Below are 25,624 nucleotides of genomic sequence, written 5' to 3'. Positions count from 1 at the left end.
CTGTTGTGCCGATTTTCTGTTAAATCAGAGGGTTGCAATATAATGCTGGAGCTACGGTGCTAAAGTACAAAAATAAGTCAGTTGCTCATTTCACCCCTCTTCGTTTTGGGCTGTTGTGCGTGGCGATTCTCGGTTGTCTCGGAATACTGTTGGGGCGGGTGGCCTGGCTACAAATAATTTCTCCAGATAACCTTGTCAAACAAGAAGATATGCGCTCGTTGCGCGAAGAACCCATCGATGTGCAGCGTGGAACCATCAGCGATCGTGAGAACCGCCCGCTGGCGGTTAGCGTGCCGGTGAGCGCCATCTGGGCCGACCCGCAAACCATTATGCAAAAGGGCGGCGTCGGCTATGGCCCGCGCTGGCAGGGGATGGCGGAGGCGCTGCACCTCAATCTGAGCGATCTGGCCAAACGCGTTGAGAGCCATCCGCATATGCGGTTTATCTATCTGGCCCGCCAGGTTAACCCGGAACAGGCCGAATGGATCGACAAGCTGCACCTGCCGGGGATTAACCTGCGTGATGAGTCGCGCCGCTTTTACCCTGCCGGGCACGTGGCGGCTAACCTGTTGGGATTTACCAATATCGATAACCAGGGCATTGAAGGGATTGAAAAAAGCTTTAATGCTCAGCTCACCGGAAAGCCGGGGCGCCGGCTGGTGCGTAAAGATCGTCATGGTCACGTGATCGAAAATATCACCGAGATGCCGGCAGTGCCTGCGCATAATATTCAGCTGAGTATCGACGAGCGCCTGCAGACGGTCACCGAAGATGCGCTGGATAACGCCGTAAACTGGAATAAGGCGGAATCGGGGGCGGCGGTACTGGTTAAGATTGATACCGGCGAGATCATGGCGATGGCCAGCTATCCGGACTTCAATCCCAATAACCGTGACGACGCCAAACTGGATGATTTTCGCAACCGCGCCATCAGCGATACCTTTGAGCCGGGCTCGACGGTCAAACCGCTGGTGGTGATGACGGCGCTACAGCAGGGGATTGTGCAGCCGGACAGCGTAGTGGATACCCACCCCTTTGTGCTTGATGGTCACCGTATTCGCGATGTTGGCTATTATCCCGAACTGTCGTTGACCGGTATTTTGCAAAAATCCAGCGATATCGGCGTGTCGCATCTGTCGCTGGCTATGCCCGTGCAACACCTGATCGATACCTATAAAGCGTTTGGCTTTGGCGACCCGACCGGGCTGGGGCTGACCGGCGAAAGCGCCGGGCTGATGCCGCAACGGCGCTATTGGGGCCAGCTGGACCGCGCGACCTTTTCCTTCGGCTATGGCCTGATGGTGACCCCGCTGCAGCTGGCACACGTTTATGCCACTATCGGCGGTTTCGGTATTGAGCGACCGCTCTCGATTACCCGCATCGATCCGCCGGTCATCGGGACGCAGGTGATGCCGGAAAGCATCGTGCATGAAGTGGAGCATATGATGGAGAGCGTGGCGCTGCCGGGCGGCGGCGGCACCAAGGCGGCGGTGCGCGATTATCGCATTGCGGTGAAAACCGGGACCGCGAAAAAAATCGGTCCCGACGGTAAATATATCGATAAATATGTGGCGTATACCGCAGGTGTGGCGCCCGCCAGCCGTCCGCAATTTGCGCTGGTGGTGGTGATTAACGATCCCAGCAATGGTGCCTATTATGGCGGGGCGGTTTCCGCACCGGTCTTTAGCCAGATCATGGGCGATGTGCTGCGGCTGGAAAATGTGCTGCCGGACGGTATGCCGCAAGGCTCGGAAAATCTGATTGTGATGCATAACGGTGATGCCGCGCCGCCGGCGCTGTAACAGTGGTCTGAAAGGGCGAATAGCGCTACACTTTCGCCCTTTCAGCGACACCGGAGTTGTCATGTCATACAGTTGCCCACTTTGCCACGCGCCGCTTTCCCGCCGCGATAACAGCTATATCTGCCCGCAGCGGCACCAGTTCGATCTGGCGAAAGAGGGGTATGTCAATTTACTGCCGGTGCAGTTTAAGCGGTCTCGCGATCCGGGCGATAGCGCGGAGATGATGCAGGCGCGGCGGGCATTTCTCGATGCGGGCCACTATCAGCCTCTGCGTGACGCGATCCGCGACTTTCTCTGCGTCGCCGCGCCTGAGCGTCTGCTCGATATCGGCTGCGGGGAAGGGTATTACACCCACGCGTTTGCCGCCATCGCCGCTCATTGCTGGGGGCTGGATGTCTCAAAGTCGGCTATTCGCGCGGCGGCCAGACGCTATCCGCAGGTCAATTTTTGCGTCGCATCGAGCCAGCGTCTGCCGTTCGAAGATGCCAGCCTTGATGCGGTGGTCCGAATCTACGCCCCTTGTAACGCGCAGGAGCTGGCGCGGGTGGTCAGGCCCGGCGGCTGGGTCATTACCGCCACGCCGGGACCGCGTCATTTGCTGGAGCTGAAAGGGTTGATTTATGACGAGGTGCGTCTGCATGAGCAAAATCATGAACAGATGGCCGGTTTTACATTAAACCAGCAGCAGCAGCTGGCCTATCCGATGCAGCTGACCGGCTCCGAGGCGGAAGCGTTGTTGCAGATGACGCCATTCGCGTGGCGGGCGAAGCCAGCGGTGCGTGAAACGCTGCGCGCGCAGGCGACTTTCCGCTGCCAGACCGATTTTATGATCCACTGCTGGCAGCGTGAGGCCTGAGAATTAGCCGGCGAAATGGCTCCAGAGAATCTGGGCGCCGATACCTATCAGGACAATACCCCCAAGAATTTCGGCCCGTTTGCCCAGCATCGGGCCGATAAATCGCCCGACCATAATCCCCAGCGTCGACATCACCAGCGTCGCGCAGCCGATAGCCAGCGCGGTGGCGATAATGTTCACCTGCAGGAACGCCAGGCCGACGCCGACGGCCATCGCATCGAGACTGGTGGCGAAGGCGGTGGTGACCAGCAGCCAGAAACCATGGCGGCGAGGCGCTTCACTTGCCTCATCTTCGGTTGCGCGAAAACCTTCAATGACCATACGTCCGCCGAGAAAGACCAGCAGCACGAACGCGATCCAGTGATTCCACTCCAGCACGAACTGGCTGGCGAGCATCCCCATTCCCCAGCCGACAAGCGGGGTGAGCGTTTCGATGGCGCCAAAAATTAACCCGGTGCGCAGCGCTTCGGAGAACTTAGGTTTGTGTAAGGTAGCGCCTTTACCGATAGAGGCCGCGAAGGCGTCCATGGACATGCCAAAGGCAAGAAGAATGGTAGCGGAGATGTTCATGATTGCGTCCTGACCGGGGAAAATCCATATGACACATCACCGCCCCCAGTAGATATACGCAGCCCACGAGCCGGGTGTTGCGTATAGCGGTAATGTGTCTATGGTCTCGCCTGATTGAATACCTTCTTCAACCCGTACGTGCCACGTTTTGCAACGAGTATGTTGACACGTACATTTCCTGGCAGGCAGGAAACCGGCTACTCCCCAACGACGGGCGCAACCTTAACATATTTTCAGAATATAAAACAATAACAGGATTTATTTATTTTAATAACCAAATGATAACGATTTTCATTTGGTTTTATGCGTGAATAATTCGTTAATAAATATAAGTGAAGTGCGCAGACGGAATATAGCCACGGCTATATATCCATCTGCCAGAAATCGCTGAAATATAGCGCTGGCTATATTTATAACTTACTGAGTTGAAACGAGAAGTTTGTATATCTTTTCCAGGTCGTCGATGTTTCGTACACGAATAAGCAAGCGCCGTTGTTCTAATTGCATCACCAGTACGCCATCTTCCGATAAATTCATTGCTTTAATTCGCTTATATTCAATCCAGATATTGGCGAAGAAAAAACCAGTTGGTTTGAAGATGATTTTCGGCGTCCGGATCCAGAACAGATACCAGCCCATTAACGCCAGCGCAGATAATAACCATGTGGTGATGAGCGCGCCGTGACTGATGACGTTGTTATAAATCAGGATAGCGGTCAGAGCGACGAAGATTATCCCGTCAACGCGGCTGCGGCGGAGCAGGGGGATAGCCAGCAGTAGCGGGCCGTGGCGGCGGGGCATAATAAACTGGTCATAAATGGCAAACGCCAGCAGAACAAGAATAAACAGAATCAGCACCAGATCCGTGATTGTCATCTATCCTCCAGTGAAAAAAAAGCCGGGGGCAAGCCCCCGGCGGATAACAGGATTATTACAGGCCCAGCAGGCCGATAGCGTAACCGACGATACCGATGACGAAGAAGCCGACGATAATCCACAGGGCGTTAACTTTCTTACGCAGCAGCCACATACAGGCGAAGGTCAGCAGCAGAGGCACCAGGCCCGGCATCAGCTGGTCAAGGATGGTCTGCACGGTCGTTACGTGAACCTGACCATCTGAACCGGTGATTTTTGACACCACCAGCGGAATGTTCACATGCGTCCACTTGTTAACCAGCGCCCCCATCACAAACAGGCCGAGAATTGACGCCCCCTCGGTCAGTTTCTGCAGGAAGCCGCCGCCCATATCCTTAACGATATCAACACCCTTGCTGTAACCGTATGCTACGCCGTAGTAACGGGTCAGCAGACGGACGGCGTTGAACAGAATAAAGAACAACAGCGGGCCTAACAGACTGCCGCTCATCGCGATACCGGCGCCCAATGCCGCAAAGACCGGACGCACGGTACCCCAGAAGATGGGGTCGCCGACGCCAGCCAGCGGCCCCATCAGACCAACTTTGATACCGTTGATGGCACCATCATCGATCTCGGCACCGTTGGCACGCTGCTCTTCCATCGCCAGCGTTACGCCCAGAACGGGCGCTGCGACGTACGGGTGAGTGTTAAAGAACTCCAGGTGACGTTTAATGGCCTGCTTACGCGCATCGTTGTTCTCCGGGTACAGACGACGAATAGCCGGTACCATAGAGAAGCAGAAGCCCAGCGCCTGCATACGTTCGAAGTTCCATGACCCCTGGAACAGGTTAGAACGAATGAACACGCCACGAATATCACTCGGAGTGAGTTTTTTCTCGGTGGTATTTTTAGTCATATCAACCATTTCGCTCACCTGTTAGTCCAGTTCGTTATCGAGATCGTTATTACCAGCAGCCTGCGCTGGCGCACCCGCAACGCGGTTGTATTTCGGGCTCAGCTGGATATAGAGGATAGCCATTACCGCGCCAATCACCCCCAGTGCAACCAGGTTGAAGTTAGTGAATGCCGCGGTGACGAAGCCAAGGTAGAAGAACGGCATCAGGTAGCCTGCGCGCATCATGTTGATGACCATCGCGTAACCGACTACCACGATCATGCCGCCGGCGATGTTCAGACCGCTGGTGACCACTTCAGGAATCGCATTCAGCATGCCCTGAACTTCGCTGGTTCCGACGGAGATAGCCACGATGACGGCCGGGATTGCGATACGCATCGCCTGCAGGAACAGCGAAGAGACGTGGATCCACGAAATCGCCGTCAGGTTGCCATTCTCCGCCGCTTTATCTGCCGCATGCTGGAAGGCTACGGTAATGGTACGAACGATGATGGTCAGAACCTGGCCTGCTGCTGCCAGCGGGATAGCCAGTGCGATACCGGCGCCGATACCCTGATGACCCGCAATAACCAGAACGGTAGAAATGATGGAAGCCAGCGCGGCATCCGGCGCAACCGCCGCACCGATGTTCATCCAGCCCAGAGCGATCATTTCCAGGGTACCACCGATGATGATACCGGTTTTCATATCGCCGAGAACGGCGCCGATCAACGTACATGCGACCAGAGGACGGTGGAACTGAAATTCATCAAGTACCGACTCCATACCCGCAATACACGCGACGATGAACACCAGCACAATCTGAAGAAGGGTAATCTCCATTGTACTTCTCCTGTTGATTAAGTCTTAAGTTGAAAACGGGGGCGCGATCCGCAAGGTTATTTCGCTACCTTGCCAATCAGGTCCATCATTTTCAGTTTCTGGTCGGTGGACACTTTACGCACTTCCAGCTCAATACCGCGGGCATTCAGCTTTTTAAATGCTTCAATATCTTTTTCATCGACCGAAACGGCGTTGTTCACCTGCGTTTTACCCTGACGGAAAGCCATGCCGCCGATATTGACGGTAGTGATTTTCACCCCGCCTTCAACGATACGTTCGACGTCGGTAGGGTTGGTAAACAGCAGCATGACGCGATCGCCTGCGTATTTCGGGTTGTTGTAGACGCGAATCATCTTCGCAACGTCGACAACGTGGGCCGTCACGCCCGGAGGAGCAACCTGAGTCAGTAATGTTTTGCGCACGGTATCTGCCGCCACTTCATCACTCACGACAATAATGCGGGTCACGTTGGTTTCTTTGGTCCAGCGGGTGGCCACCTGACCATGAATAAGACGGTCATCAATACGCGCCAGACCAATAATCATGTAGTCGTCTGGCCCCATGGGTTTTGCTGGAGCTGCCGCTTTGACCGCTGCTTTAACCGGAGCCGGAGCGACTTTTTCCTCCGTCTTCGCTTTCAGCGCCTTCACGCCTTCACGGCCGGTTTCCACCGCCAGAGCCACCAGTTCATCGAAAGAAGGATCGTCGTCGCGCGCCATCAGCGTTTCGACCAGCATCGGAATGTTAACGCCAGCAATCACTTCGTAATGTTCTTTATCGACGACAATGCGGCTGGCGGCATTGAATGGACTACCTCCCCACGTATCGACGAGAAATAACACGCCCTTAGTTGTGTCGAGCTTTGCCAACTGTGCGTTGTACTTCTCAATGAGCGTTTCGGCGTTTTCACCCGGAACGAAATCGATCCAGCCAACGTTTTCCTGCTCGCCCAACAGCATTTCTGCGGTTTTCAGCAGTTGTTCTGCAGCCCAACCATGTGTGCCTATTACAATAGCAATCGTCACTTGCTACCTCCTTTATTATCGTGAATGCATCATCTGTGGTGATACATCCTGAATCACTCTTGCGAACAAAATCGATTCAGTGAGGGTGTAAGATATAAAATAATTACTACCGCGAATTATTTTAGATAGTGAAAAAATAATTAATGTGATGAAGATCCGTTAATCACGCATCTGCGGCTAATAATTTCGCAGCGCAAAAATAGCCTTACTTATTGCAAAGACTGGTAAAGTTTTTTCCAATCTTTCTCCATTTTTTGCTATGTTTAGCTTCCGTTTAATTACTCAGGAGTATAGGGCATAGCCCGCTGTATGGACCCTCATCGACGTCTTTTCACCTTCTGGCATTTTTCTGCCGCCGCTACCTGCTACGCTTTTGTACCCGCAACGATTGTCTCTGCCGTGCGTGACATCGCGATGACTCCGTCTGTCGTTAACTGGAGTAACTCATGGAATTCTTAATGGATCCCTCTATCTGGGTCGGTTTATTGACGCTGGTCGTCCTCGAAATCGTGCTCGGTATCGACAACCTGGTCTTTATCGCCATCCTCGCGGATAAACTGCCGCCGAAACAACGGGACAAAGCCCGTCTGATCGGCCTGTCGCTGGCGCTGTTTATGCGTCTGGGGCTGCTGTCGGTCATTTCGTGGATGGTGACCTTAACCAAACCGCTGTTCAGCATTGCGGATCTCTCTTTTTCCGGGCGCGATCTCATCATGCTGCTCGGGGGGATATTCCTGCTGTTTAAAGCGACCACGGAACTGCATGAGCGGCTGGAAAACCGCCAGCACGATGCCGGACAGGGTAAAGGTTATGCCAGTTTCTGGGTGGTGGTATTACAAATCGTCGTACTTGACGCCGTATTCTCGCTGGATGCCGTGATTACTGCGGTCGGGATGGTTAACCATCTGCCGGTGATGATGGCGGCAGTGGTGATTGCGATGGCGGTGATGCTGTTGGCTTCGAAGCCGCTGACCCGTTTTGTGAACCAGCATCCGACGGTCGTGGTGCTCTGTCTGAGCTTCCTGCTGATGATCGGCCTGAGCCTGGTGGCTGAAGGCTTCGGTTTCCATATTCCGAAAGGATATCTGTACGCCGCTATTGGCTTCTCGATAACCATTGAGTTCTTCAACCAGATAGCACGACGTAACTTTATTCGTCACCAGTCGACGCTGCCGTTACGCGCACGCACGGCTGACGCTATTCTGCGCATGATGGGCGGGCGCAAACAGCACGCCGTGAGCCACGATGGCGAGAGCCCGGCGCCGGTTCCGGTCCCGGAAGGAGCATTTGCGGAAGAAGAACGCTATATGATTAACGGCGTCCTGACCCTGGCGCAGCGTTCATTGCGCAGCATTATGACGCCGCGGGGGGAAATCAGCTGGGTGAACGCGGAGCAGAGCGAAGAAGAAATTCGCCGCCAGCTGCTCTCTTCGCCGCATAGCCTGTTCCCGGTGTGCCGGGGCGAGCTGGATGAAATCATCGGTATCGTGCGGGCCAAAGAGATGCTGGTGGCGCTGGAGGCCGGTGAGAACGTCGCGGCATTAGCCTCGGCTTCGCCGGCAATCGTGGTCCCGGAAACGCTGGACCCTATCAATCTGCTGGGTGTGCTGCGTCGTGCCCGCGGTAGCTTCGTCATTGTGACTAACGAGTTTGGCGTGGTGCAGGGGCTGGTGACGCCGCTGGATGTCCTCGAAGCTATCGCCGGTGAATTCCCGGATGCCGATGAGACGCCGGAAATCGTTGCCGATGGCGACGGCTGGCTGATTAAAGGATCAGCCGATCTGCACGCTTTACAGCAAGCTGTGGGGCTCGATGACCTCGTCAATGAAGACGAAGACATCGCCACGGTTGCCGGGCTGGTGATTGCGGTAAACGGTCATATCCCGCGTACCGGCGATGTTGTTGAGCGGGCGCCGCTGCAGTTTACCGTTATGGAAGCGAACGCCTATCGCGTCGATCTGGTACGGGTAGTAAAAACGGTGCCTGACAACCAGGAAGAAGAGTAACCTTCCGGTTTGCTCAGACTGACCGGCCGGTCTCCTCGGGAGATCGGCCGGTTTTATTATCCCTCATCGCCTCGATCTGACGCCGGGCGGCCAGCCACTGCGGGAAGTCTTCAACCGGCATCGGCCTGGCATAGTGAAATCCCTGCAGGATATCAACGCCGTGGTGCCGTAAATATTCGGCCTGCAGCGGGGTCTCCACGCCTTCTGCCACCGTCACAATATTCAGCCGGTGCGCCAGCGCAATAATCATATCCGTTACCGTGGCATTCACGCTGTCGATACCGATAGCGCTGGTAAAGGATTTATCTATTTTCAGCACGTCAGGCCGCAGTTTTTCCAGCCATGAGAGCGAGCTGTTGCCGGTGCCAAAGTCATCGATAGCCAGATATACCCCCCTGAAATGCAGATGTTCCGCCATGTGGTGATCGCCGTCCTGAAGTACGTCCCGCTCGGTGAGTTCGACGACCAGCTGCTGCACCGGGTAGGCGCTGAACCAGAGTTTATGCAGATCGCGCAGCAGTTCGCCATCGGCAAAATGGCGGGCCGCGACATTAATCGAAATATGAAAATGTTTATCATGGGGGAATAGCGACAGCTGGCGTGCGGTTTCGGCAATGACATAGCGGGTAAGGGGAACGATCAGGTTGTAGCCCTCGGCGATCGGAATGAACACATCCGGCGAGATGTTTCCCCGCCGCGGATTGTTCCAGCGCAGCAAAATCTCGACGCCGGTGCATTTTTCCGAATGCAGGTCTTTCAACGGTTGACACCACAGCGTGAATTCGCGGGCGCTGATGCCGAGGCTGATCTCCCGGGAAAAACTCATCCTGCCCGCGGTCGCCAGCCAGGCGATTCCGGTCATCAGTAAACTCAGGATCAGCGCCAGCGGCAGTTCGCCCGGCAGTTCGTTAAGAGCAAGCGCTGAAGCGCCGGGACCGCTGACGTTGATGGTAAAAGGAAACTGCGTCGAATGTTGACGGTATATCACGGACTCGCCGGGAAGCGCCGGGTGATCCACCACCCCGGTCCCGCTGATAAAGCTCTTTGCACCGACGTTCAGTCCAACACCGGTAATCAACGGTGATTTTGCGTTGAGAATTAACTCTCCCAGTAGCTCAATATTGATGATCATCATCACGCCGTCGGCGCTATTGAAAACGGAGGGATACCATTGAATTAAGACCGGAGAGCCGACCAGCAGCGTGTTATCGGTTGAAAAAGTCAGCAGCGCCTGCTGGTTTGGCAGCTCGGGTTGCAGCTTATGAATAGCGACATTGCGGTCGCCAAAGATGCTGGAGCAGTAGAGAATACTCGATTTAACCAGGACGATTGAACGCACGGTCTGTAGCGAGGCCGCCAGTTTACGCAGCGGCAGACGCACATCCTGGCAAGGTTGCCCCACCAGCTGAAGCAACGAAAGCTGTTGCTCCGCCAACGGGCGTAAGATTTTATCCATCGCCACCACCATTTTATTGGTGGTCATCTGGACACGCTGCTGATTTAAACTACGCTGTGAAATAAATCGGACCACCAGCGTGGTCGTCAACGTCAGGAGCGCAACAATTAAACAAATGACAACCCGCTTACGACGGTATGTCGAAATGACCTTTTGTGCATTTTGCATGCGCGACACCCTGTCGACTCTATGTGATGAGTAGAATAACAACCGCCATTGAGCAAGTGTAGTGGGTGTAAATAAATAACAGAGAAAAATGCGCCCGGAAGGGCGCATTCTATGGGGAGAGTTTAGTCACACTGAACTTTGATCGCCAGACCACCGCGAGAAGTTTCGCGATATTTGGCGTTCATGTCTTTACCGGTCTCATACATGGTCTCAATAACTTTATCGAGAGAGACGCGCGGTTCGCTGGTACGACGCATGGCCATACGTGCGGCGTTGATCGCCTTCACTGAGGCAATGGCGTTGCGTTCGATGCACGGAACCTGAACCTGGCCGGCCACCGGGTCGCAGGTGAGACCCAGGTTATGCTCCATCCCGATTTCCGCCGCGACACAAACCTGTTCCGGGCTGGCGCCAAGCAGTTCGGCAAGACCGGCGGCTGCCATGGAGCAGGCCACGCCCACTTCGCCCTGACAGCCGACTTCCGCGCCAGAAATAGAGGCGTTCATCTTGTACAGGGTACCCACGGCGCCGGACGCCATAAAGTAGCGAATATAAATATCCGGGCTGACCGATTCGATAAAGTGATCGTAGTAGGCGAGCACCGCCGGGACGATACCGCAGGCGCCGTTTGTCGGGGCCGTCACCACGCGTCCGCCGGCGGCATTCTCTTCATTCACGGCCAGGGCGAACATATTCACCCAGTCAACGACATTCATCGGGTCGTTTGACAGCTTGTCGCTGGCCACCAGCAGTCGACGCAGGGCAGAGGCGCGACGAGGGACTCGCAGCGGGCCGGGCAGCACGCCTTCGGTGTTCATCCCGCGATCGATACAGGCGCGCATGGTCTGCCAGACGTGAGCAAAATAGTCTTCAATCTCTTTTTTGCTGTGTAGCGCCAGCTCGTTTTGCATCACCATACCGGAGAGCGACAGCCCGGTCGCTTTGCAGCAGGCCAGCATCTCCTGCGCCGATTTGAACGGGTAAGGCACGCACAGTTCGTCGGTGCTTTCTTTGCCGAAGTGCTCTTCGTCGACGATAAAACCGCCGCCAATCGAGTAGTACGTTTTGCTGTAGATCTCTTTGTCGCCCGTCCAGGCATGAATCGTCATACCGTTCTCGTGCAGCGGCAGATTGTCGCTACGAAAACGCATGCCGTCATCCGCCGGGAAATCCACTTCATGCTGCCCTTGCGCCAGCAGCAGACGTCCGCGGGTTTCAACGTCGCGGATAAATGCCGGTATCGCGTCAATGTCGACCGTATCAGGCTGATTGCCCGCCAGTCCCATAATAATGGCGATATCCGTATGGTGGCCTTTGCCGGTTAATGAAAGTGAGCCGTAGACATCGACTGCCACGCGGGTCACTTCATTAAGCAATCCCTTTTCGACCAGGTCATCGACGAACTGTTTCCCGGCCTTCATCGGGCCTACAGTATGGGAAGATGAGGGACCAATCCCCACCTTGAACATGTCGAATATACTAATCACGATAATACTCCTGACAGGGTTACCGCAGCGGCGGTAACGATGTGATAACTGCGCATAGTGTAAGAGGGAACCGAACCATCAGCTTAACTATTCACATGAATTAAACTAATGGATAACGGTGAATTTACTAATGCTGAGAGCGCATTCTCATTTTGAGTATATACCCGAAATACACCGCCCGATGGCCGGGATGGCGACCGGGCTGAAATGAGGGGGCGGCCGGAATTTCAGCCGCCTCAGGCATAATGAAGAAAACTAAGGTTTAGTCCCGATTTGCAGCGCCAGCTCGCGAATAATGCCGGCGGTCATTCCCCAGACAAAATAGTGCTGATACCACGACAGCCAGACGCGATGCGAGTTGCCCCGGCGGTGAATGTCCAGCGGATGATAGCGCCCCAGACGCAGCGCTTCAGCGAGCGGCATCTCGAACACAGCGGCGACCTCATCCTGGCTGGCGTGATAGTGGAGATTTGGCGGAATGATGCCGACCACCGGCGTGACCTGGAAGCCGGTCACGCTGTCTACCGGCGGCAGCACGCCGATAATCTCGACCGCTTCGGGGGGAATGGCGACCTCTTCCTGCGCTTCACGCAGTGCGGCGGCAATCAGCGTGGCATCGGTAGCATCCACGGCGCCGCCGGGGAAGGCAACCTGACCGGCGTGTTTGCGCAGCCGCGGCGAGCGTTGGGTCAACAGCAGCCCCGGCTGCGGACGACGAACGATAGGCACCAGCACCGCCGCCTGACGCTGATTCAGCGCATTGCGCGAGGGCTGCGGGCGCAGTAATTGAAAACGGGAAAGAAAGTCGTCCAGCTCAAGGGCGCCATCCGCCATGTTCTAGCTCTCCAGTTGTTGCAAAATTCGATTAACTTTATCAAACGTTTCCTGATATTCGGCCGCTTCTTCGCTGTCCGCCACGATGCCGCCGCCAGCGGAACAGTACAGCTGACCCTGCCAGGCCGTCAGCGTGCGAATAGTAATACTGGTATCCATATTGCCACACAGGCTCAGATAGCCGATACTGCCGCACCACGCATTGCGGCGCTGCGGTTCGAGCTCATCGATTATCTGCATCGCCCGCACTTTGGGCGCGCCGGTAATTGACCCGCCGGGGAAAGCCGCACGCAGCAGGTCGCTTCCGTGCAGATGTTCCGGCAGCCGGGCGGTAATGGTACTCACCAGATGGTGTACCGCCGGGAACGGCTCAACTACAAACAGCTCCGGGACCCGTACGCTGCCGGCTTCGGCAACCCGACCGATATCATTGCGCATCAGATCGACAATCATCAAATTCTCCGCCCGATCTTTAGGCGAACGGGCCAGCTTCTCAGCCTGGCGGGCGTCCTGCTGCGGATCGGCCAGACGCGGCAGCGTGCCCTTAATCGGGCGGGTCTGAATCTCGCCCTGGTGAAGCCGGATAAAACGTTCCGGCGAAAGGCTGAGTACGGCGCCATCCGGCAGACGAATAAAGGCGCTGAACGGCGCGCGATTGGCGCGGTTCAACTGGCAAAATGCCTGCCACTCATCGCCGCAGTAGCTGGCCTGAAAGCGCTGAGCCAGGTTGACCTGATAGCAGTCGCCGCTGTGCAGCCAGGCCTGCACCTGACGAAATTTTTCGCCATACTGTTCGCGGCTCATATTGGAGCGCCAGGCGGACGTCAGCGCAAACGGGGCGGTTGGCGCGGCACACTGCGCCTGCAGCCACCGCAGGCGGGCGTGCGGATCGCCATAGCTGAGCAGCGACACTTCGCCGCGCTGGTGGTCGACAATCAGCGCCCAGTCATAGATACCGACGGCCATATCCGGCAGCGCGATATCCGCGGCGGCGTAAGCGGGCAGGGATTCAAAACGGCGTCCCAAATCGTAGCCGAATAACCCCAGCGCGCCGCCGAGGAACGGCAGATGGGGATGGGCCTGCGGCTTTAACCCGCAGCGATCCAGCTGTGTCTGCAACAGCGCCAGTGGGTCGGCCGTGGAACGGCTCTGGGTCTGGCCGTCATCCACCACGGTTGTCTCGCCGTGGGTCAGCAGCGTCATGAGCGGATCGGCGACGATAATGTCAAAACGGTTATGCGGATGGTCAGCAAAACCAGAATGCAGCAGCATTGCCCACGGGGCTGTGCTTAAAGGAGTAAAGTAACGCTCGGCAGCATCCGGGTGCCATGGCAGGGTAATAATAGCGGGGGACAACATCTTCCTCGATCCTAATCGTCACCGTCCTCTGGAAAATCAGGCGGGCGGCATGAAATAATTACGCCACACAATGTAGCAGGAGTGAGTCATGTTTGCAGGTTTACCTTCGCTGAGCCACGAGCAGCAGCAAAAAGCGGTAGAACGTATTCAGGAGCTGATGGCTAACGGGATGAGTAGCGGTGAAGCTATTGCGCTGGTCGCGAGCGAACTGCGCGCCACGCATACCGGTGACCGGATCGTAGCGCGCTTTGAAGATGAAGACGAAGACGAGTAATTACACCGCGGCGATAATTTTAATTTCGACTTTGTATTCAGGCTTCATCAACGCGGCCTGAACGGTGCAGCGTACCGGGGCGTGACCGGCGACTACCCAGGCGTCCCAGGCTTTATTCATGGCGGCAAAATCGCTTTTGTCCGCGAGGAAAATGGTGGCATCAAGAATACGCGACTTGTTGCTACCCTGTTTTTCCAGCACGGCGTCAATCTGCGCCAGGGTGTTCGCGGTTTGCTCACCGGCATCCGCATCCAGGTTGGCCGGTACGCCGGTGTAGTAAAGGGTCTGGTTGTGGATGACGACATCTGACCAGCGGGCTTGCGCATCGATACGCGTAATTGTCATTTTCATTTCCTTCGGTTTTATTCCATCAGACAGCGGCAAGACTGCCATAATGTTCTGCCCACGTCACTACCCGGGCTGGTGAAACGACGCCCTCCCTGACATAATCACTGTCCAAATAACCAGGGGGCATTGTGATCGACGATTTTGCAGCAGATGGCCAACTGGCCAACGCGATTCCGGGATTTAAACCACGCGAACCGCAGCGCCAGATGGCGGTGGCGGTGACCCACGCCATAAAAGAGGCGCGGCCGCTGGTGGTGGAAGCCGGGACCGGTACCGGGAAGACATACGCCTACCTGGCGCCGGCGCTGCGCGCCAACAAAAAGGTGATCATCTCAACCGGTTCGAAAGCGTTGCAGGATCAGCTGTACAGCCGCGACCTGCCGACGGTGGCCAAAGCGCTGAATTTCACCGGCAGGCTGGCGCTGCTGAAAGGGCGGTCCAATTACCTGTGCCTTGAGCGTCTTGAACAACAGGCTCTGGCCGGCGGCGATCTGCCGGTGCAAACCCTGAGCGACGTCATTTTGCTGCGATCCTGGTCTAATCAAACCACCGATGGCGATATCAGCACCTGCGTCAGCGTCGCCGAAGACTCTCAGGCCTGGCCGCTGGTGACCAGCACCAATGATAACTGCCTCGGCAGCGACTGCCCGCTGTACAAAGATTGCTTCGTCGTCAAAGCGCGTAAAAAGGCGATGGATGCCGACGTGGTGGTGGTTAACCACCACCTTTTTCTTGCCGATATGGTGGTGAAAGAGAGCGGTTTCGCCGAGCTGATCCCCGAAGCGGAAGTGATGATCTTCGATGAAGCCCATCAGCTGCCGGATATCGCCAGTCAGTATTTTGGCCAGTCGCTCTCCAGTCGTCAGCTGCTGGATCTGGCGAAAGACATCACTATCGCCTACCGCACCGAGCTAAAAGATACCCAGCAGCTGCAAAAATGCGCCGACCGGCTGGCCCAGAGCGCGCAGGATTTCCGCCTGCAGCTCGGCGAGCCCGGCTATCGCGGCAACCTGCGCGATCTGCTGGCGGACAGCAACATTCAGCGGGCGCTGCTGCTGCTCGATGATGCGCTGGAGCTGTGCTATGACGTGGCAAAACTGTCTCTGGGACGCTCGGCGCTGCTGGATGCCGCCTTTGAACGCGCGACGCTCTACCGGGCGCGACTGAAGCGACTGAAAGAGATCAACCAGCCGGGCTTCAGCTACTGGTATGAATGCACTTCCCGCCACTTTACCCTGGCGCTGACGCCGTTGACGGTGGCCGAAAAATTTAAAGAGGTGATGGCGCAGAAGCCGGGGAGCTGGATTTTTACCTCCGCAACGCTGTCGGTCAACGACGATCTTCGGCATTTCACCGCGCGCCTTGGCATCGAAGAGGCGGAATCGCTGCTGCTGCCCAGCCCGTTCGATTACGCACATCAGACGCTGCTCTGCGTGCCGCGCAACCTTCCGCTGCCGAATCAGCCCGGCGCCGCGCGACATCTGGCCGCGATGCTCAAACCGCTGATTGAAGCTAACGACGGCCGCTGCTTTATGCTGTGCACCTCGCACGCGATGATGCGCGATCTGGCGGAGCAGTTCCGCGCCACCATGACCTTACCGGTTCTGTTACAGGGTGAAACCAGTAAAGGGCAGCTGTTACAGCAGTTCGTCAGCGCCGGCAACGCTCTGCTGGTGGCGACCAGCAGCTTTTGGGAAGGGGTGGATGTGCGCGGCGATGCGCTATCGCTGGTGATTATCGATAAGCTGCCGTTTACCTCACCGGACGATCCGCTGCTGAAAGCGCGAATGGAAGACTGTCGCCTGCGCGGCGGCGATCCGTTTGACGAAGTCCAGCTACCGGATGCGGTCATTACGCTGAAACAGGGGGTCGGGCGCCTGATCCGCGATATCGACGATCGCGGGGTGCTGGTAATTTGCGACAACCGGCTGGTGATGCGTCCCTATGGCGCCGTGTTCCTCGCCAGTCTGCCGCCAGCGCCGCGAACCCGCGATATCCGCCGGGCGGTGCGTTTCCTCGCCGTGCCGCCAGCGAGGTAATCTGGCGCAAAATGTGGTAAGCTGCGCGCCATTTTGTCAATCTGCTAGAGCGAGAGCGCGACAACTCATGCGAATTTTGGCTATCGATACCGCCACGGAGGCCTGCTCCGCGGCGCTGTGGAATGATGGCACCCTTTGTGCTCATTTCGAAATTTGTCCCCGTGAACATACCCAACGTATTCTGCCGCTGGTGCAGGATGTCCTGAACGAAAGCAATGTCTCACTGAGCGATCTGGATGCGCTGGCCTTCGGCCGCGGACCTGGCAGTTTTACCGGCGTGCGCATTGGCATAGGCATTGCTCAGGGGCTGGCGCTGGGGGCTGAACTGCCGATGATTGGCGTATCGACCCTGGCCACCATGGCGCAGGGCGCATGGCGTAAAACCGGCGCAACCCGCGTACTGGCGGCCATCGACGCCCGAATGGGCGAAGTGTACTGGGCTGAATACCAGCGCGATGAGCAGGGCGTCTGGCACGGCGAAGAGAGCGAAGCGGTACTGAAGCCTGACGCCGTTCGCGAACGTCTGCAACAGCTGGACGGCAGCTGGGCAACGGTAGGGACCGGCTGGCAAGCCTGGCCCGACCTGGCGCAGGAGACTACGCTGGTCTTAACCGACGGCGAGGTGATGCTACCGGCGGCGGAAGACATGCTGCCGCTGGCCTGCTACCTGCTGGCCGCCAGGAAAATCGTAGCCGTAGACCAGGCCGAACCGGTTTATTTGCGTAACGACGTGGCGTGGAAGAAACTTCCTGGCCGGGGATGAATCTCAGTAAACATAAGACTGAGAGAAGGAGTCGCATCATGGCGGGTCAAAACAAAGCAGTACGTTGGTTATTAGCGGGCGCCGTTGCCGTCGCGTTAAGTGGATGCGTGTCGGTGCCGGATGTGATTAAAGGCTCCAGCCCGACGCCGCAGCAAGATTTAGTTCGGGTCATGGCGGCGCCGCAGCTCTATGTTGGCCAGGAAGCCCGCTTCGGCGGTAAAGTCGTCAACATCCAGAATCAACAGGGTAAAACCCGTCTGGAAATCGCCACCGTTACGCTGGACAGCGGCGCGCGGCCTGAGCTGAACGAAGCGTCACGCGGGCGCATCTTCGCCGATGTGAACGGCTTCCTCGACCCGGTTGATTTCCGCGGCCAGTTGGTGACCGTCGTTGGCCCGATTACCGGCGTCGTGGACGGTAAAGTCGGCAGCACGCCGTACAAATTTATGCTGATGAATGCCACTGGCTATAAACGCTGGAACGTAGTGCAGCAGGTGGTTATGCCGCCGCAGCCTATCGACCCGTGGATGCTCGGCCCGCGCCCCTGGGGTTACGGTTATGGCAGTTGGGGCTGGTACAACCCGGGCCCTGCGGAAGTCAGAAGTGTTGTAACTGAATGATTTTGTAGTTTTGTAAGCTAAAAGAAACAGCGGCTTGTCCGCTGTTTCTTTATTTTTGGACTGATAAGAAAAATAAATAGTGACGCGCTTCGCAACCTGTAAAACGGCTAATTAATAAACTGGTACGCTGAGTTAATATAATGTTAACAGAATGTTTGTTGATCAGGGGCTGTGATGACGACGAATAACTATTTCAGAGGTGATGCAGTGAAAAAGGTTTGGCTAAACCGCTATCCCGCCGATGTTCCGGCGGAGATCAATCCTGACCGCTACCAATCCCTGGTTGAATTATTTGAACATGCCACCACGCGCTATGCCGACCAACCGGCGTTTATCAACATGGGCGAGGTAATGACCTACCGGAAGCTGGAGGAGCGCAGCCGGGCATTCGCCGCTTATCTCCAGCAGGGGCTGGGGTTGCAGAAGGGCGATCGCGTCGCGCTGATGATGCCTAACCTGTTGCAATATCCCATCGCGCTCTTCGGCATTCTGCGCGCGGGGATGATTGTGGTGAACGTCAATCCGCTGTATACGCCGCGCGAGCTTGAACATCAGCTCAATGACAGCGGGGCGACGGCGATTGTAATCGTCTCCAACTTCGCCCATACCCTGGAGAAAGTGGTCGGGAAAACCCAGGTGAAGCATGTGATCCTGACCCGGATGGGCGATCAGCTCTCAACGGCCAAAGGCACCCTGGTGAACTTCGTGGTGAAGTACATCAAGCGCCTGGTGCCGAAATATCACCTCCCTGATGCCATCTCTTTTCGCAGCGCGCTGCACGCCGGCTACCGTATGCAGTACGTTAAACCCGACATTGTCTGTGAAGATCTGGCTTTCCTGCAGTACACCGGCGGCACCACCGGCGTGGCGAAGGGGGCAATGCTCACCCACCGCAATATGCTGGCTAACCTTGAACAGGTGAATGCCACCTACGGGCCGCTGCTGCATCGTGGGAAAGAGTTTGTCGTGACGGCGCTGCCGCTGTATCACATTTTTGCGCTGACCATGAACTGCCTGCTGTTCATTGAACTCGGCGGCCAGAACCTGCTGATTACCAACCCGCGTGATATCCCGGGGCTGGTGAAAGAGCTGGCAAAATACCCGTTTACCGCGATGACCGGGGTCAATACGCTATTCAACGCCTTGCTCAACAACAAAGAGTTTCAGCAGCTCGATTTCTCCTCTCTGCATCTTTCCGCTGGCGGCGGTATGCCGGTGCAGCAGGTGGTGGCCGAGCGGTGGGTTAAGCTCACCGGACAGTATCTGCTGGAGGGCTATGGCCTGACGGAGTGCGCGCCGCTGGTCAGCGTTAACCCGCATGATATTGACTATCACAGCGGCAGCATCGGTTTGCCGGTTCCGTCGACCGAAGCGAAGCTGGTGGACGATGATGATAATGACGTGCCGACGGGCATGCCCGGAGAGCTGTGTGTCAAAGGGCCGCAGGTGATGCTGGGCTACTGGCAGCGTCCCGATGCGACCGCAGAGATCATCAAAAACGGCTGGCTGCATACCGGCGATATTGCGGTGATGGATGATGAAGGCTTTTTGCGCATCGTCGATCGCAAAAAAGATATGATTCTGGTCTCCGGGTTTAACGTCTATCCGAACGAAATCGAAGATGTGGTGATGCAGCATTCGGGCGTGCAGGAGGTGGCTGCCGTTGGCGTACCGTCGGGCAGCAGCGGTGAAGCGGTGAAGATTTTCGTCGTGAAGAAAGACGCGACGCTGACCGAAGAGGCGCTGATCGCCTTCTGCCGCCGCCAGCTGACCGGATATAAAGTACCGAAACTGGTTGAATTCCGTGATGAACTGCCGAAATCCAACGTGGGTAAAATTTTACGGCGAGAACTGCGTGACGAAGCCCGCGCTAAAGTAGACAATAAAGCCTAAGGTATACGAGAGTCGCCAGACGCCGGCTAAGCCGGCGTTTTTTATGGGCGCAAGTTAAGAGAGCATGATTTGAACTATCAGATGATCACCACCGACGATGGTCTTCGCGCCATCTGCGAAGCGGCAAGCGCCGCACCCGCGATTGCGCTGGATACAGAATTTGTCCGCACCCGCACCTACTACCCGCAGCTGGGCCTGCTCCAGCTGTTTGACGGGGAACAGGTTTCGCTGATTGACCCGCTGGAGATAACCGACTGGGCGCCGATGCGTGAGCTGCTGCTGAACAAAGACGTCACCAAGTACCTGCACGCTGGCAGTGAAGATCTGGAAGTATTCCTCAACACCTTTAACCTGATGCCGCAGCCGTTGATTGATACCCAGATTCTGGCCGCTTTTTGCGGGCGCCCGATGTCATGGGGATTTGCGTCGATGGTGGAAGAGTATACCGGCATTGCGCTGGATAAGAGCGAGTCGCGCACCGACTGGCTGGCTCGCCCGCTGACCCCGCGTCAGTGCGACTATGCGGCGGCGGATGTCTGGTATCTGCTGCCGATCGCCAGCAAGCTGATGGCGGAAACCGCGGCCGCTGGCTGGCTGGAGGCCGCGCTGGACGAATGTCATCTGATGCAGCAGCGTCGTCAGGAAGTGCAGGACCCGGCGCAGGCGTGGCGTGATATCGGTAACGCCTGGCAGCTGCGCACCCGACAACTGGGCTGTCTGCAGCTGCTGGCGGAGTGGCGTTTACGTAAGGCGCGCGATCGCGATATGGCGGTCAATTTTGTCGTGCGTGAAGAGCATCTGTGGAACGTGGCGCGCTATATGCCGGGGAGTCTCGGTGAACTGGATAGCCTCGGCCTGTCCGGCAGCGAAATTCGCTTCCACGGTAAAACGCTGATAAGTCTGGTGGCGAAAGCCCAGACGCTGCCTGAAGAGGCGCTGCCGGAGCCGCTGCAAAACCTGATTGATATGCCGGGCTACCGCAAGGTCTTTAAAGAGATTAAAGCGCTGGTGCAGGAAGTGAGTACCGAGAAGGGGCTGAGCGCAGAGCTGCTGGCATCAAGACGGCAGATTAACCAGCTGCTGAACTGGCACTGGCAGCTGAAAAGCGCAAACGGACGACCTGAGCTGATTTCCGGCTGGCGAAGCGACCTGATGGCCGATCGTCTGCAGGCGCTGTTAAGCGAATATCCGCGCTAAGCCGCAGCAAAAAGCCCGGACAGAGCATCCGGGCTGCTATACCCGTCAATCCGACCGCGCAAGGCGGTCGGGCTAATTGGGTCAGGGTTTCGACTCTTCCGTTTCTGGCAAAGTCACGTTCAACTCCAGAATCGAAATATCGCCATCCCGTTGTTCCAGCTGAACGCTGACCATTTCCGGGTCGATCTGTACATACTTACAAATCACTTCCAGAATATCTTTGCGTAACTGCGGCAGATAATGCGGTTCAGCGTCGCCGCGACGACGCTCCGCGACGATGATTTGCAGGCGCTCTTTCGCAATGTTGGCCGTGTTCTTTTTCCGCGAGAGAAAAAAGTCGAGTAATGCCATAATTTATCCTCCGAACAGGCGTTTGAGGAAACCTTTCTTCTCTTCTTCAATGAAGCGGAAAGGACGTTCTTCTCCGAGCAGACGTTCTACCGTATCGGCATAAGCCTTACCTGCGTCTGACGCGTCATCCAGGATAACCGGCTCACCCTGGTTTGACGCCCGCAGCACGGACTGATCTTCCGGGATAACGCCGACCAGATTGATGCGCAGGATTTCCAGAACATCTTCCATGCTCAACATGTCGCCTTTGTTCACACGACCAGGGTTGTAGCGCGTCAGCAGCAGGTGTTCTTTGATCGGCTCATCGCCATTTTCCGCGCGGCGGGATTTGGAGGCGAGGATACCGAGGATACGGTCGGAGTCACGAACGGAGGAGACTTCCGGGTTGGTGGTGATGATGGCTTCGTCGGCAAAATAGAGCGCCATCAGCGCACCGGTTTCGATGCCCGCAGGGGAATCGCAGACCACAAAATCGAAGTCCATCTTTTTCAGTTCTTCGAGAACTTTATCGACACCTTCGCGGGTCAGCGCATCTTTATCACGCGTCTGGGAAGCGGGGAGGATATAGAGATTGTCGGTGCGTTTATCCTTGATTAACGCCTGATTCAGCGTGGCATCGCCCTGAATCACGTTGACGAAGTCATAAACCACCCGACGCTCGCAGCCCATAATCAGGTCGAGGTTACGCAGACCGATATCAAAGTCGATAACGACAGTTTTCTTTCCCTTCTGGGCCAAACCGGTAGCGATGGCCGCGCTGGAGGTGGTCTTGCCAACGCCCCCTTTACCCGAAGTCACAACAATAATGCGTGCCATAGAAATTCCTTGTTAAAAAGGGACTAACTCAACGGTTGAATAGTCAAAGCGGTATCACCCAGACGCAGGCGGGCCGCTTTGCCATAAAATTCGGCCGGGATATTATCACTCAGCCAGTATTCCCCTGCGATGGAAACCAGTTCCGCCGTGAGGTGTGAACAAAATATTTGCGCTTCTCTGTCGCCGCCTGCGCCCGCGAGTGCGCGTCCCCGCATCATGCCATAAACATGGATGTTACCATCGGCAATAAGTTCCGCACCGGCACTCACATGATTTGTAACAATGAGATCACAGTTTGGTGCATAAATGCGCTGACCGGAACGTACCGGCAGATCAATTAAACGCGTTTTTGTGACCGGATTAACAACTGGCGGCGGCGCAACCGGCTCTGGCGGCGCCTGGCGGGGGATTTTTTCTTTCCCTTCCGTCAGTAAAGGAATCCCGGTGCGGTCGATTTCCGTTTTGAGCCGCGGGATTTTACACCCGCTCACGCCCATAATTCGTAAACCGGTGCTGACAATGGCTTCATGCATAGGGTGCCAGTCAACATCGTTTTCGACGTTGCTGATATTAACAACGACCGGAGCATGACGTAAAAAAGCGGGAGCCTGGGCGATCTTGTCTTCTAACGCCTGACGAATAACCTCGGGATTTGCGTCGTGCAAATGAACGACAGATAAGGTGAAGCTACTGCCCTTAAGTTCGATTGGCGTATTTGACATCCTGGCCTTACTCAATTTGCTGTTTATCACCCGCCGAAGTGCGGTGATATTCCGAAGACTAAAAGGCATGTTATAGTCACTCATATATTGAGGCAAGTGACCACGGGTCTAATTCCGAGTAAAACTATGTTTTGTGTGATCTATCGAAGTACTAAACGTGAACAAACCTATTTATATGTCGAAAAAAGGGACGATTTTTCACGCGTTCCTGGCGAACTGATGGCCAGCTTCGGTTCGCCGCAGATGACCATGCTTTTACCGCTCGACGGACAGAAGAAGCTTGCTGGTGCCGATCTGGAAAAAGTCAAACAGTCGCTGATTGATCAGGGCTACTATCTTCAACTTCCTCCTCCGACTGAGAATCTACTGAAGAAACACCTGGCGGAACAGGGGAATAAATCTGATTAACCCACCGAGGGAAAATAATGTACCAACATCATAACTGGCAGGGAGCATTACTGGATTACCCGGTAAGTAAAGTCGTTTGCGTGGGCAGCAATTATGCAAACCACATTAAGGAAATGGGCAGTGCAATGCCGGAAGAACCGGTGCTGTTTATTAAACCTGAGACGGCACTATGCGATATCCGCCAGCCGTTGGTGCTCCCCGAAGGATTGGGTTCGGTGCATCATGAAGTTGAACTGGCGGTGCTGATTGGCGGTACGCTGCGCCAGGCGACGGAAGAACACGTCCTGAAAGCGATCGCCGGTTACGGCGTAGCGCTGGATCTTACCCTGCGCGATCTGCAGGGCAAGATGAAAAAAGCCGGCCAGCCGTGGGAAAAAGCCAAGGGCTTTGATAATTCCTGCCCGGTATCCGGTTTTATCCCGGCGGCGGAATTTCATGGCGACCCGCAAAATACCCCGCTGAGCCTGAAAGTGAACGGCAGCGTTCGCCAGCAGGGAACGACGGCTGATATGATCCATAAAATCGTCCCGCTGATTGCCTATATGTCGCGCTTCTTTACGCTCAAAGCCGGCGATATCATCCTGACCGGCACGCCAGAAGGCGTCGGGCCGCTCGGCAGCGGCGATGAACTGGACGTTGGCTTTAATGGTCTGACGCTCACCACCCGCGTACTGTAACGACCTTTTGCCGCCTTTACCGGCGGCAAAACTTGCATCAGCGTGCCAGACTGGTTATAAGGTGCACCCTGAATGGCAATGACGGATATCCCCTATGAGCGAACAACCTTTCTGGCAACACAAAACACTCGATGAAATGACCGATGCAGAGTGGGAATCACTGTGCGACGGCTGCGGACAGTGCTGCCTGCATAAGCTGATGGATGAGGATACGGATGAGATCTATTTCACCAACGTCGCCTGTCGTCAGTTAAATATTAAAACCTGCCAGTGCCGTAACTATGAACGACGTTTCGAGTATGAACCGGACTGCATCAAACTGACGCGCGACAATCTGCCGACGTTCGAATGGTTGCCGCCGACCTGCGCCTATCGTCTGCTGGCGGAAGGGCAGCCTCTGCCGCACTGGCACCCGCTGCTTAGCGGCTCGAAAGCGGCGATGCACGGCGAACGCATCTCCGTGCGCCATATTGCGGTAAAAGAAGAGACGGTGCGCGACTGGCAGGACCATATCCTCAATAAGCCCGACTGGGCGCAGTGAGGCATTAAGAGGCACGGGGAAAGTGGTTACTGATTTTTTGCCTGGGACATCGCCGGGGCAAACCGCGTAATTTGCATTGAGCATTGCCATTTGATGACGGTGGTTATCCACCCTCCCTTTGCCGCCAACGTAGTTAACCCTCTGTGCAGATAAAAAAGCCGACAGCAGCGGTGTTGCCGGTTTTTTATTGTCGGCAAAACGCCTGTCTGTGCGTTACTCTCCATCGGGTGTCGCGGGGTCGGGTTCCCAGGAGATAATGTCGCCGGGCTGACACTCCATGGCTTCGCAAATCTTGGCCAGCGTATCGAAACGGATCCCCTTTACTTTGCCGGACTTGAGCAGCGAGAGATTTTGCTCAGTAATACCGATAAAAGCCGCCAGCGATCTGGACGTCATTTTTTTCTCTACCAACAGTTTGTCCAGATGAACCACCACAGCCATAGTCAGATAAACTCCCTGGTTTCTTCTTCCGCTCTGATCCCCGCGAGCATGGCGTGAAACGTCACAAATAACAAGCCGCCGCTGAGCAACAGAATCACATCGCCAATCATCACGGTGACCTGGAAATATTTTTCCGGCGACCAGACGACCAGCGGTATTAAAAAGCGGCACACCGGTAAGATCATGCCAAGGCTTAGCATCATCAACGCAATATTACGCACACAACGCGCCAGCGCCAGGCTGAGGATTTGCCGTTTGCCCACCAGGCGCATCACTTGCATTCCCTGCCAGATAGCGAAAGCGAACAACCCAACGGGAACATACAGAATAATCAATAGCAGTAACGAGTTAAGCGGTGATACGGTAGCCATTGGC

Annotated in this window: 27 protein-coding genes; 12 read left to right on the top strand and 15 right to left on the bottom strand. The window is 55.9% G+C overall.

What is annotated here, in order from left to right; genetic code table 11:
* Positions 1–56: 56 nt before the first annotated feature.
* Together ftsI and rlmA are read left to right on the top strand one after the other, a co-directional pair.
* Positions 57–1,802, top strand: a complete 1,746-nt coding sequence (ftsI, locus tag FNY10_RS11325) for a peptidoglycan glycosyltransferase FtsI (protein WP_100682333.1) — start codon at positions 57–59, stop codon at positions 1,800–1,802.
* A gap of 61 nt (positions 1,803–1,863) precedes the next feature.
* Positions 1,864–2,658: a 23S rRNA (guanine(745)-N(1))-methyltransferase gene (gene rlmA / locus FNY10_RS11320; RefSeq protein WP_131047788.1), complete on the top strand. Its 795-nt coding sequence runs from the start codon at positions 1,864–1,866 to the stop codon at positions 2,656–2,658.
* 3 nt (positions 2,659–2,661) lie between these two features.
* Here the strand turns inward: rlmA and mntP are convergent, their stop codons facing one another.
* From mntP to manX, 5 genes are all read right to left on the bottom strand, one after another.
* On the bottom strand, positions 2,662–3,228 hold the full coding sequence (gene mntP, locus FNY10_RS11315; RefSeq protein ID WP_160704496.1) for a manganese efflux pump MntP: 567 nt from the start codon (positions 3,226–3,228) through the stop codon (positions 2,662–2,664).
* A gap of 417 nt (positions 3,229–3,645) precedes the next feature.
* On the bottom strand, positions 3,646–4,104 hold the full coding sequence (locus FNY10_RS11310; RefSeq protein ID WP_100682336.1) for a DUF986 family protein: 459 nt from the start codon (positions 4,102–4,104) through the stop codon (positions 3,646–3,648).
* Positions 4,105–4,159: 55 nt separating this feature from the next.
* Positions 4,160–5,011, bottom strand: coding sequence for a PTS mannose transporter subunit IID (locus FNY10_RS11305; protein ID WP_004863911.1), 852 nt, complete (start codon positions 5,009–5,011; stop codon positions 4,160–4,162).
* Between the two features lie 12 nt (positions 5,012–5,023).
* Positions 5,024–5,824 (bottom strand): PTS mannose transporter subunit IIC, encoded by an 801-nt coding sequence (gene manY, locus FNY10_RS11300; protein WP_100682337.1) that lies wholly within the window; start codon positions 5,822–5,824, stop codon positions 5,024–5,026.
* A 56-nt stretch (positions 5,825–5,880) separates the two neighbouring features.
* Positions 5,881–6,849 (bottom strand): PTS mannose transporter subunit IIAB, encoded by a 969-nt coding sequence (gene manX / locus FNY10_RS11295; RefSeq protein ID WP_100682338.1) that lies wholly within the window; start codon positions 6,847–6,849, stop codon positions 5,881–5,883.
* A 446-nt stretch (positions 6,850–7,295) separates the two neighbouring features.
* On the opposite strand from manX, the gene yoaE reads away from it, so the two are divergent.
* Positions 7,296–8,855 carry a CNNM family cation transport protein YoaE gene (yoaE, locus tag FNY10_RS11290; RefSeq protein WP_141964349.1) on the top strand — a complete coding sequence of 520 codons (1,560 nt, stop codon included), beginning with the start codon at positions 7,296–7,298 and terminating at the stop codon, positions 8,853–8,855.
* A gap of 13 nt (positions 8,856–8,868) precedes the next feature.
* Here yoaE and FNY10_RS11285 read toward each other — a convergent pair whose 3' ends face one another.
* The 4 genes from FNY10_RS11285 to pabB all read right to left on the bottom strand — a co-directional run bounded on the left by FNY10_RS11285 (position 8,869) and on the right by pabB (position 14,159).
* The gene (locus FNY10_RS11285) at positions 8,869–10,479 is read right to left on the bottom strand and encodes an EAL domain-containing protein (RefSeq protein WP_131047790.1); all 1,611 of its coding nucleotides are present in this window, start codon (positions 10,477–10,479) and stop codon (positions 8,869–8,871) included.
* Between the two features lie 122 nt (positions 10,480–10,601).
* Positions 10,602–11,966 carry an L-serine ammonia-lyase gene (gene sdaA / locus FNY10_RS11280; RefSeq protein ID WP_100682341.1) on the bottom strand — a complete coding sequence of 455 codons (1,365 nt, stop codon included), beginning with the start codon at positions 11,964–11,966 and terminating at the stop codon, positions 10,602–10,604.
* 255 nt (positions 11,967–12,221) lie between these two features.
* Positions 12,222–12,800, bottom strand: a complete 579-nt coding sequence (locus tag FNY10_RS11275) for a CoA pyrophosphatase (RefSeq protein WP_100682342.1) — start codon at positions 12,798–12,800, stop codon at positions 12,222–12,224.
* 3 nt (positions 12,801–12,803) lie between these two features.
* Entirely contained in the window at positions 12,804–14,159 is a 1,356-nt protein-coding gene (gene pabB, locus FNY10_RS11270) for an aminodeoxychorismate synthase component 1 (RefSeq protein WP_141964350.1), read from the bottom strand.
* 88 nt (positions 14,160–14,247) lie between these two features.
* Here pabB and FNY10_RS11265 point away from each other — a divergent pair, with 88 nt between their 5' ends.
* Positions 14,248–14,433 (top strand): YoaH family protein, encoded by a 186-nt coding sequence (locus FNY10_RS11265; RefSeq protein ID WP_004863886.1) that lies wholly within the window; start codon positions 14,248–14,250, stop codon positions 14,431–14,433.
* On the opposite strand, the gene FNY10_RS11260 is transcribed toward FNY10_RS11265, so the two are convergent.
* Positions 14,434–14,778, bottom strand: coding sequence for a RidA family protein (locus tag FNY10_RS11260; protein WP_160704498.1), 345 nt, complete (start codon positions 14,776–14,778; stop codon positions 14,434–14,436). It abuts the gene before it with no gap.
* Between the two features lie 131 nt (positions 14,779–14,909).
* Between FNY10_RS11260 and FNY10_RS11255 the strand changes: the two genes are divergently transcribed.
* From FNY10_RS11255 to rnd, 5 genes are all read left to right on the top strand, one after another.
* Complete coding sequence (locus FNY10_RS11255; protein WP_100682345.1) at positions 14,910–16,820, top strand: ATP-dependent DNA helicase; 1,911 nt, start codon at positions 14,910–14,912, stop codon at positions 16,818–16,820.
* A gap of 67 nt (positions 16,821–16,887) precedes the next feature.
* The gene (gene tsaB, locus FNY10_RS11250; RefSeq protein WP_141964351.1) at positions 16,888–17,583 is read left to right on the top strand and encodes a tRNA (adenosine(37)-N6)-threonylcarbamoyltransferase complex dimerization subunit type 1 TsaB; all 696 of its coding nucleotides are present in this window, start codon (positions 16,888–16,890) and stop codon (positions 17,581–17,583) included.
* A gap of 38 nt (positions 17,584–17,621) precedes the next feature.
* The gene (locus FNY10_RS11245; RefSeq protein ID WP_131047793.1) at positions 17,622–18,203 is read left to right on the top strand and encodes a Slp family lipoprotein; all 582 of its coding nucleotides are present in this window, start codon (positions 17,622–17,624) and stop codon (positions 18,201–18,203) included.
* A gap of 207 nt (positions 18,204–18,410) precedes the next feature.
* Positions 18,411–20,096, top strand: a complete 1,686-nt coding sequence (fadD, locus tag FNY10_RS11240; protein WP_141964352.1) for a long-chain-fatty-acid--CoA ligase FadD — start codon at positions 18,411–18,413, stop codon at positions 20,094–20,096.
* A gap of 81 nt (positions 20,097–20,177) precedes the next feature.
* The gene (rnd, locus tag FNY10_RS11235; protein WP_160704866.1) at positions 20,178–21,293 is read left to right on the top strand and encodes a ribonuclease D; all 1,116 of its coding nucleotides are present in this window, start codon (positions 20,178–20,180) and stop codon (positions 21,291–21,293) included.
* Positions 21,294–21,374: 81 nt separating this feature from the next.
* On the opposite strand, the gene minE is transcribed toward rnd, so the two are convergent.
* From minE to minC, 3 genes are read right to left on the bottom strand one after another with little or no spacing between them, the layout of a single operon-like run.
* Positions 21,375–21,644 carry a cell division topological specificity factor MinE gene (minE, locus tag FNY10_RS11230; protein ID WP_004103270.1) on the bottom strand — a complete coding sequence of 90 codons (270 nt, stop codon included), beginning with the start codon at positions 21,642–21,644 and terminating at the stop codon, positions 21,375–21,377.
* 3 nt (positions 21,645–21,647) lie between these two features.
* Positions 21,648–22,460: a septum site-determining protein MinD gene (gene minD, locus FNY10_RS11225; protein ID WP_100682349.1), complete on the bottom strand. Its 813-nt coding sequence runs from the start codon at positions 22,458–22,460 to the stop codon at positions 21,648–21,650.
* Between the two features lie 23 nt (positions 22,461–22,483).
* The gene (gene minC, locus FNY10_RS11220) at positions 22,484–23,182 is read right to left on the bottom strand and encodes a septum site-determining protein MinC (protein ID WP_100682350.1); all 699 of its coding nucleotides are present in this window, start codon (positions 23,180–23,182) and stop codon (positions 22,484–22,486) included.
* Positions 23,183–23,308: 126 nt separating this feature from the next.
* Here minC and FNY10_RS11215 point away from each other — a divergent pair, with 126 nt between their 5' ends.
* The 3 genes from FNY10_RS11215 (at position 23,309) to FNY10_RS11205 (ending at position 24,808) form a co-directional block, all read left to right on the top strand.
* Positions 23,309–23,590, top strand: a complete 282-nt coding sequence (locus FNY10_RS11215) for a YcgL domain-containing protein (protein WP_131047796.1) — start codon at positions 23,309–23,311, stop codon at positions 23,588–23,590.
* A 17-nt stretch (positions 23,591–23,607) separates the two neighbouring features.
* Positions 23,608–24,267: a fumarylacetoacetate hydrolase family protein gene (locus FNY10_RS11210; RefSeq protein WP_131047797.1), complete on the top strand. Its 660-nt coding sequence runs from the start codon at positions 23,608–23,610 to the stop codon at positions 24,265–24,267.
* A 94-nt stretch (positions 24,268–24,361) separates the two neighbouring features.
* Positions 24,362–24,808, top strand: coding sequence for a YcgN family cysteine cluster protein (locus FNY10_RS11205; protein ID WP_100682353.1), 447 nt, complete (start codon positions 24,362–24,364; stop codon positions 24,806–24,808).
* 213 nt (positions 24,809–25,021) lie between these two features.
* Here FNY10_RS11205 and FNY10_RS11200 read toward each other — a convergent pair whose 3' ends face one another.
* Positions 25,022–25,249 (bottom strand): helix-turn-helix domain-containing protein, encoded by a 228-nt coding sequence (locus FNY10_RS11200; protein ID WP_100682354.1) that lies wholly within the window; start codon positions 25,247–25,249, stop codon positions 25,022–25,024.
* Between the two features lie 2 nt (positions 25,250–25,251).
* A complete protein-coding gene (locus tag FNY10_RS11195) occupies positions 25,252–25,620 on the bottom strand; it encodes a hypothetical protein (protein WP_227699365.1) in 369 nt (122 codons plus the stop codon).
* Positions 25,621–25,624 lie beyond the last annotated feature (4 nt).

Origin of the sequence: Klebsiella sp. Lac1, assembly GCF_009825425.1 — a bacterium.
GTDB classification, from domain to species: Bacteria; Pseudomonadota; Gammaproteobacteria; order Enterobacterales; family Enterobacteriaceae; genus Klebsiella; species Klebsiella electrica.
This window is presented reverse-complemented; position numbering and strand designations above follow the sequence as displayed.

Excerpts from the sequence above, each read along its gene's own strand:
- rlmA (WP_131047788.1), top strand. The coding sequence starts at position 1,864 with ATGTCATACAGTTGCCCACTTTGCCACGCGCCGCTTTCCCGCCGCGAT.
- mntP (WP_160704496.1), bottom strand. The coding sequence starts at position 3,228 with ATGAACATCTCCGCTACCATTCTTCTTGCCTTTGGCATGTCCATGGAC.
- FNY10_RS11310 (WP_100682336.1), bottom strand. The coding sequence starts at position 4,104 with ATGACAATCACGGATCTGGTGCTGATTCTGTTTATTCTTGTTCTGCTG.
- FNY10_RS11305 (WP_004863911.1), bottom strand. The coding sequence starts at position 5,011 with ATGGTTGATATGACTAAAAATACCACCGAGAAAAAACTCACTCCGAGT.
- manY (WP_100682337.1), bottom strand. The coding sequence starts at position 5,824 with ATGGAGATTACCCTTCTTCAGATTGTGCTGGTGTTCATCGTCGCGTGT.
- yoaE (WP_141964349.1), top strand. The coding sequence starts at position 7,296 with ATGGAATTCTTAATGGATCCCTCTATCTGGGTCGGTTTATTGACGCTG.
- FNY10_RS11285 (WP_131047790.1), bottom strand. The coding sequence starts at position 10,479 with ATGCAAAATGCACAAAAGGTCATTTCGACATACCGTCGTAAGCGGGTT.
- FNY10_RS11275 (WP_100682342.1), bottom strand. The coding sequence starts at position 12,800 with ATGGCGGATGGCGCCCTTGAGCTGGACGACTTTCTTTCCCGTTTTCAA.
- pabB (WP_141964350.1), bottom strand. The coding sequence starts at position 14,159 with ATGTTGTCCCCCGCTATTATTACCCTGCCATGGCACCCGGATGCTGCC.
- FNY10_RS11265 (WP_004863886.1), top strand. The coding sequence starts at position 14,248 with ATGTTTGCAGGTTTACCTTCGCTGAGCCACGAGCAGCAGCAAAAAGCG.
- FNY10_RS11260 (WP_160704498.1), bottom strand. The coding sequence starts at position 14,778 with ATGACAATTACGCGTATCGATGCGCAAGCCCGCTGGTCAGATGTCGTC.
- tsaB (WP_141964351.1), top strand. The coding sequence starts at position 16,888 with ATGCGAATTTTGGCTATCGATACCGCCACGGAGGCCTGCTCCGCGGCG.
- FNY10_RS11245 (WP_131047793.1), top strand. The coding sequence starts at position 17,622 with ATGGCGGGTCAAAACAAAGCAGTACGTTGGTTATTAGCGGGCGCCGTT.
- rnd (WP_160704866.1), top strand. The coding sequence starts at position 20,178 with ATGATCACCACCGACGATGGTCTTCGCGCCATCTGCGAAGCGGCAAGC.
- minE (WP_004103270.1), bottom strand. The coding sequence starts at position 21,644 with ATGGCATTACTCGACTTTTTTCTCTCGCGGAAAAAGAACACGGCCAAC.
- minD (WP_100682349.1), bottom strand. The coding sequence starts at position 22,460 with ATGGCACGCATTATTGTTGTGACTTCGGGTAAAGGGGGCGTTGGCAAG.
- minC (WP_100682350.1), bottom strand. The coding sequence starts at position 23,182 with ATGTCAAATACGCCAATCGAACTTAAGGGCAGTAGCTTCACCTTATCT.
- FNY10_RS11215 (WP_131047796.1), top strand. The coding sequence starts at position 23,309 with ATGTTTTGTGTGATCTATCGAAGTACTAAACGTGAACAAACCTATTTA.
- FNY10_RS11210 (WP_131047797.1), top strand. The coding sequence starts at position 23,608 with ATGTACCAACATCATAACTGGCAGGGAGCATTACTGGATTACCCGGTA.
- FNY10_RS11205 (WP_100682353.1), top strand. The coding sequence starts at position 24,362 with ATGAGCGAACAACCTTTCTGGCAACACAAAACACTCGATGAAATGACC.
- FNY10_RS11200 (WP_100682354.1), bottom strand. The coding sequence starts at position 25,249 with ATGGCTGTGGTGGTTCATCTGGACAAACTGTTGGTAGAGAAAAAAATG.
- FNY10_RS11195 (WP_227699365.1), bottom strand. The coding sequence starts at position 25,620 with ATGGCTACCGTATCACCGCTTAACTCGTTACTGCTATTGATTATTCTG.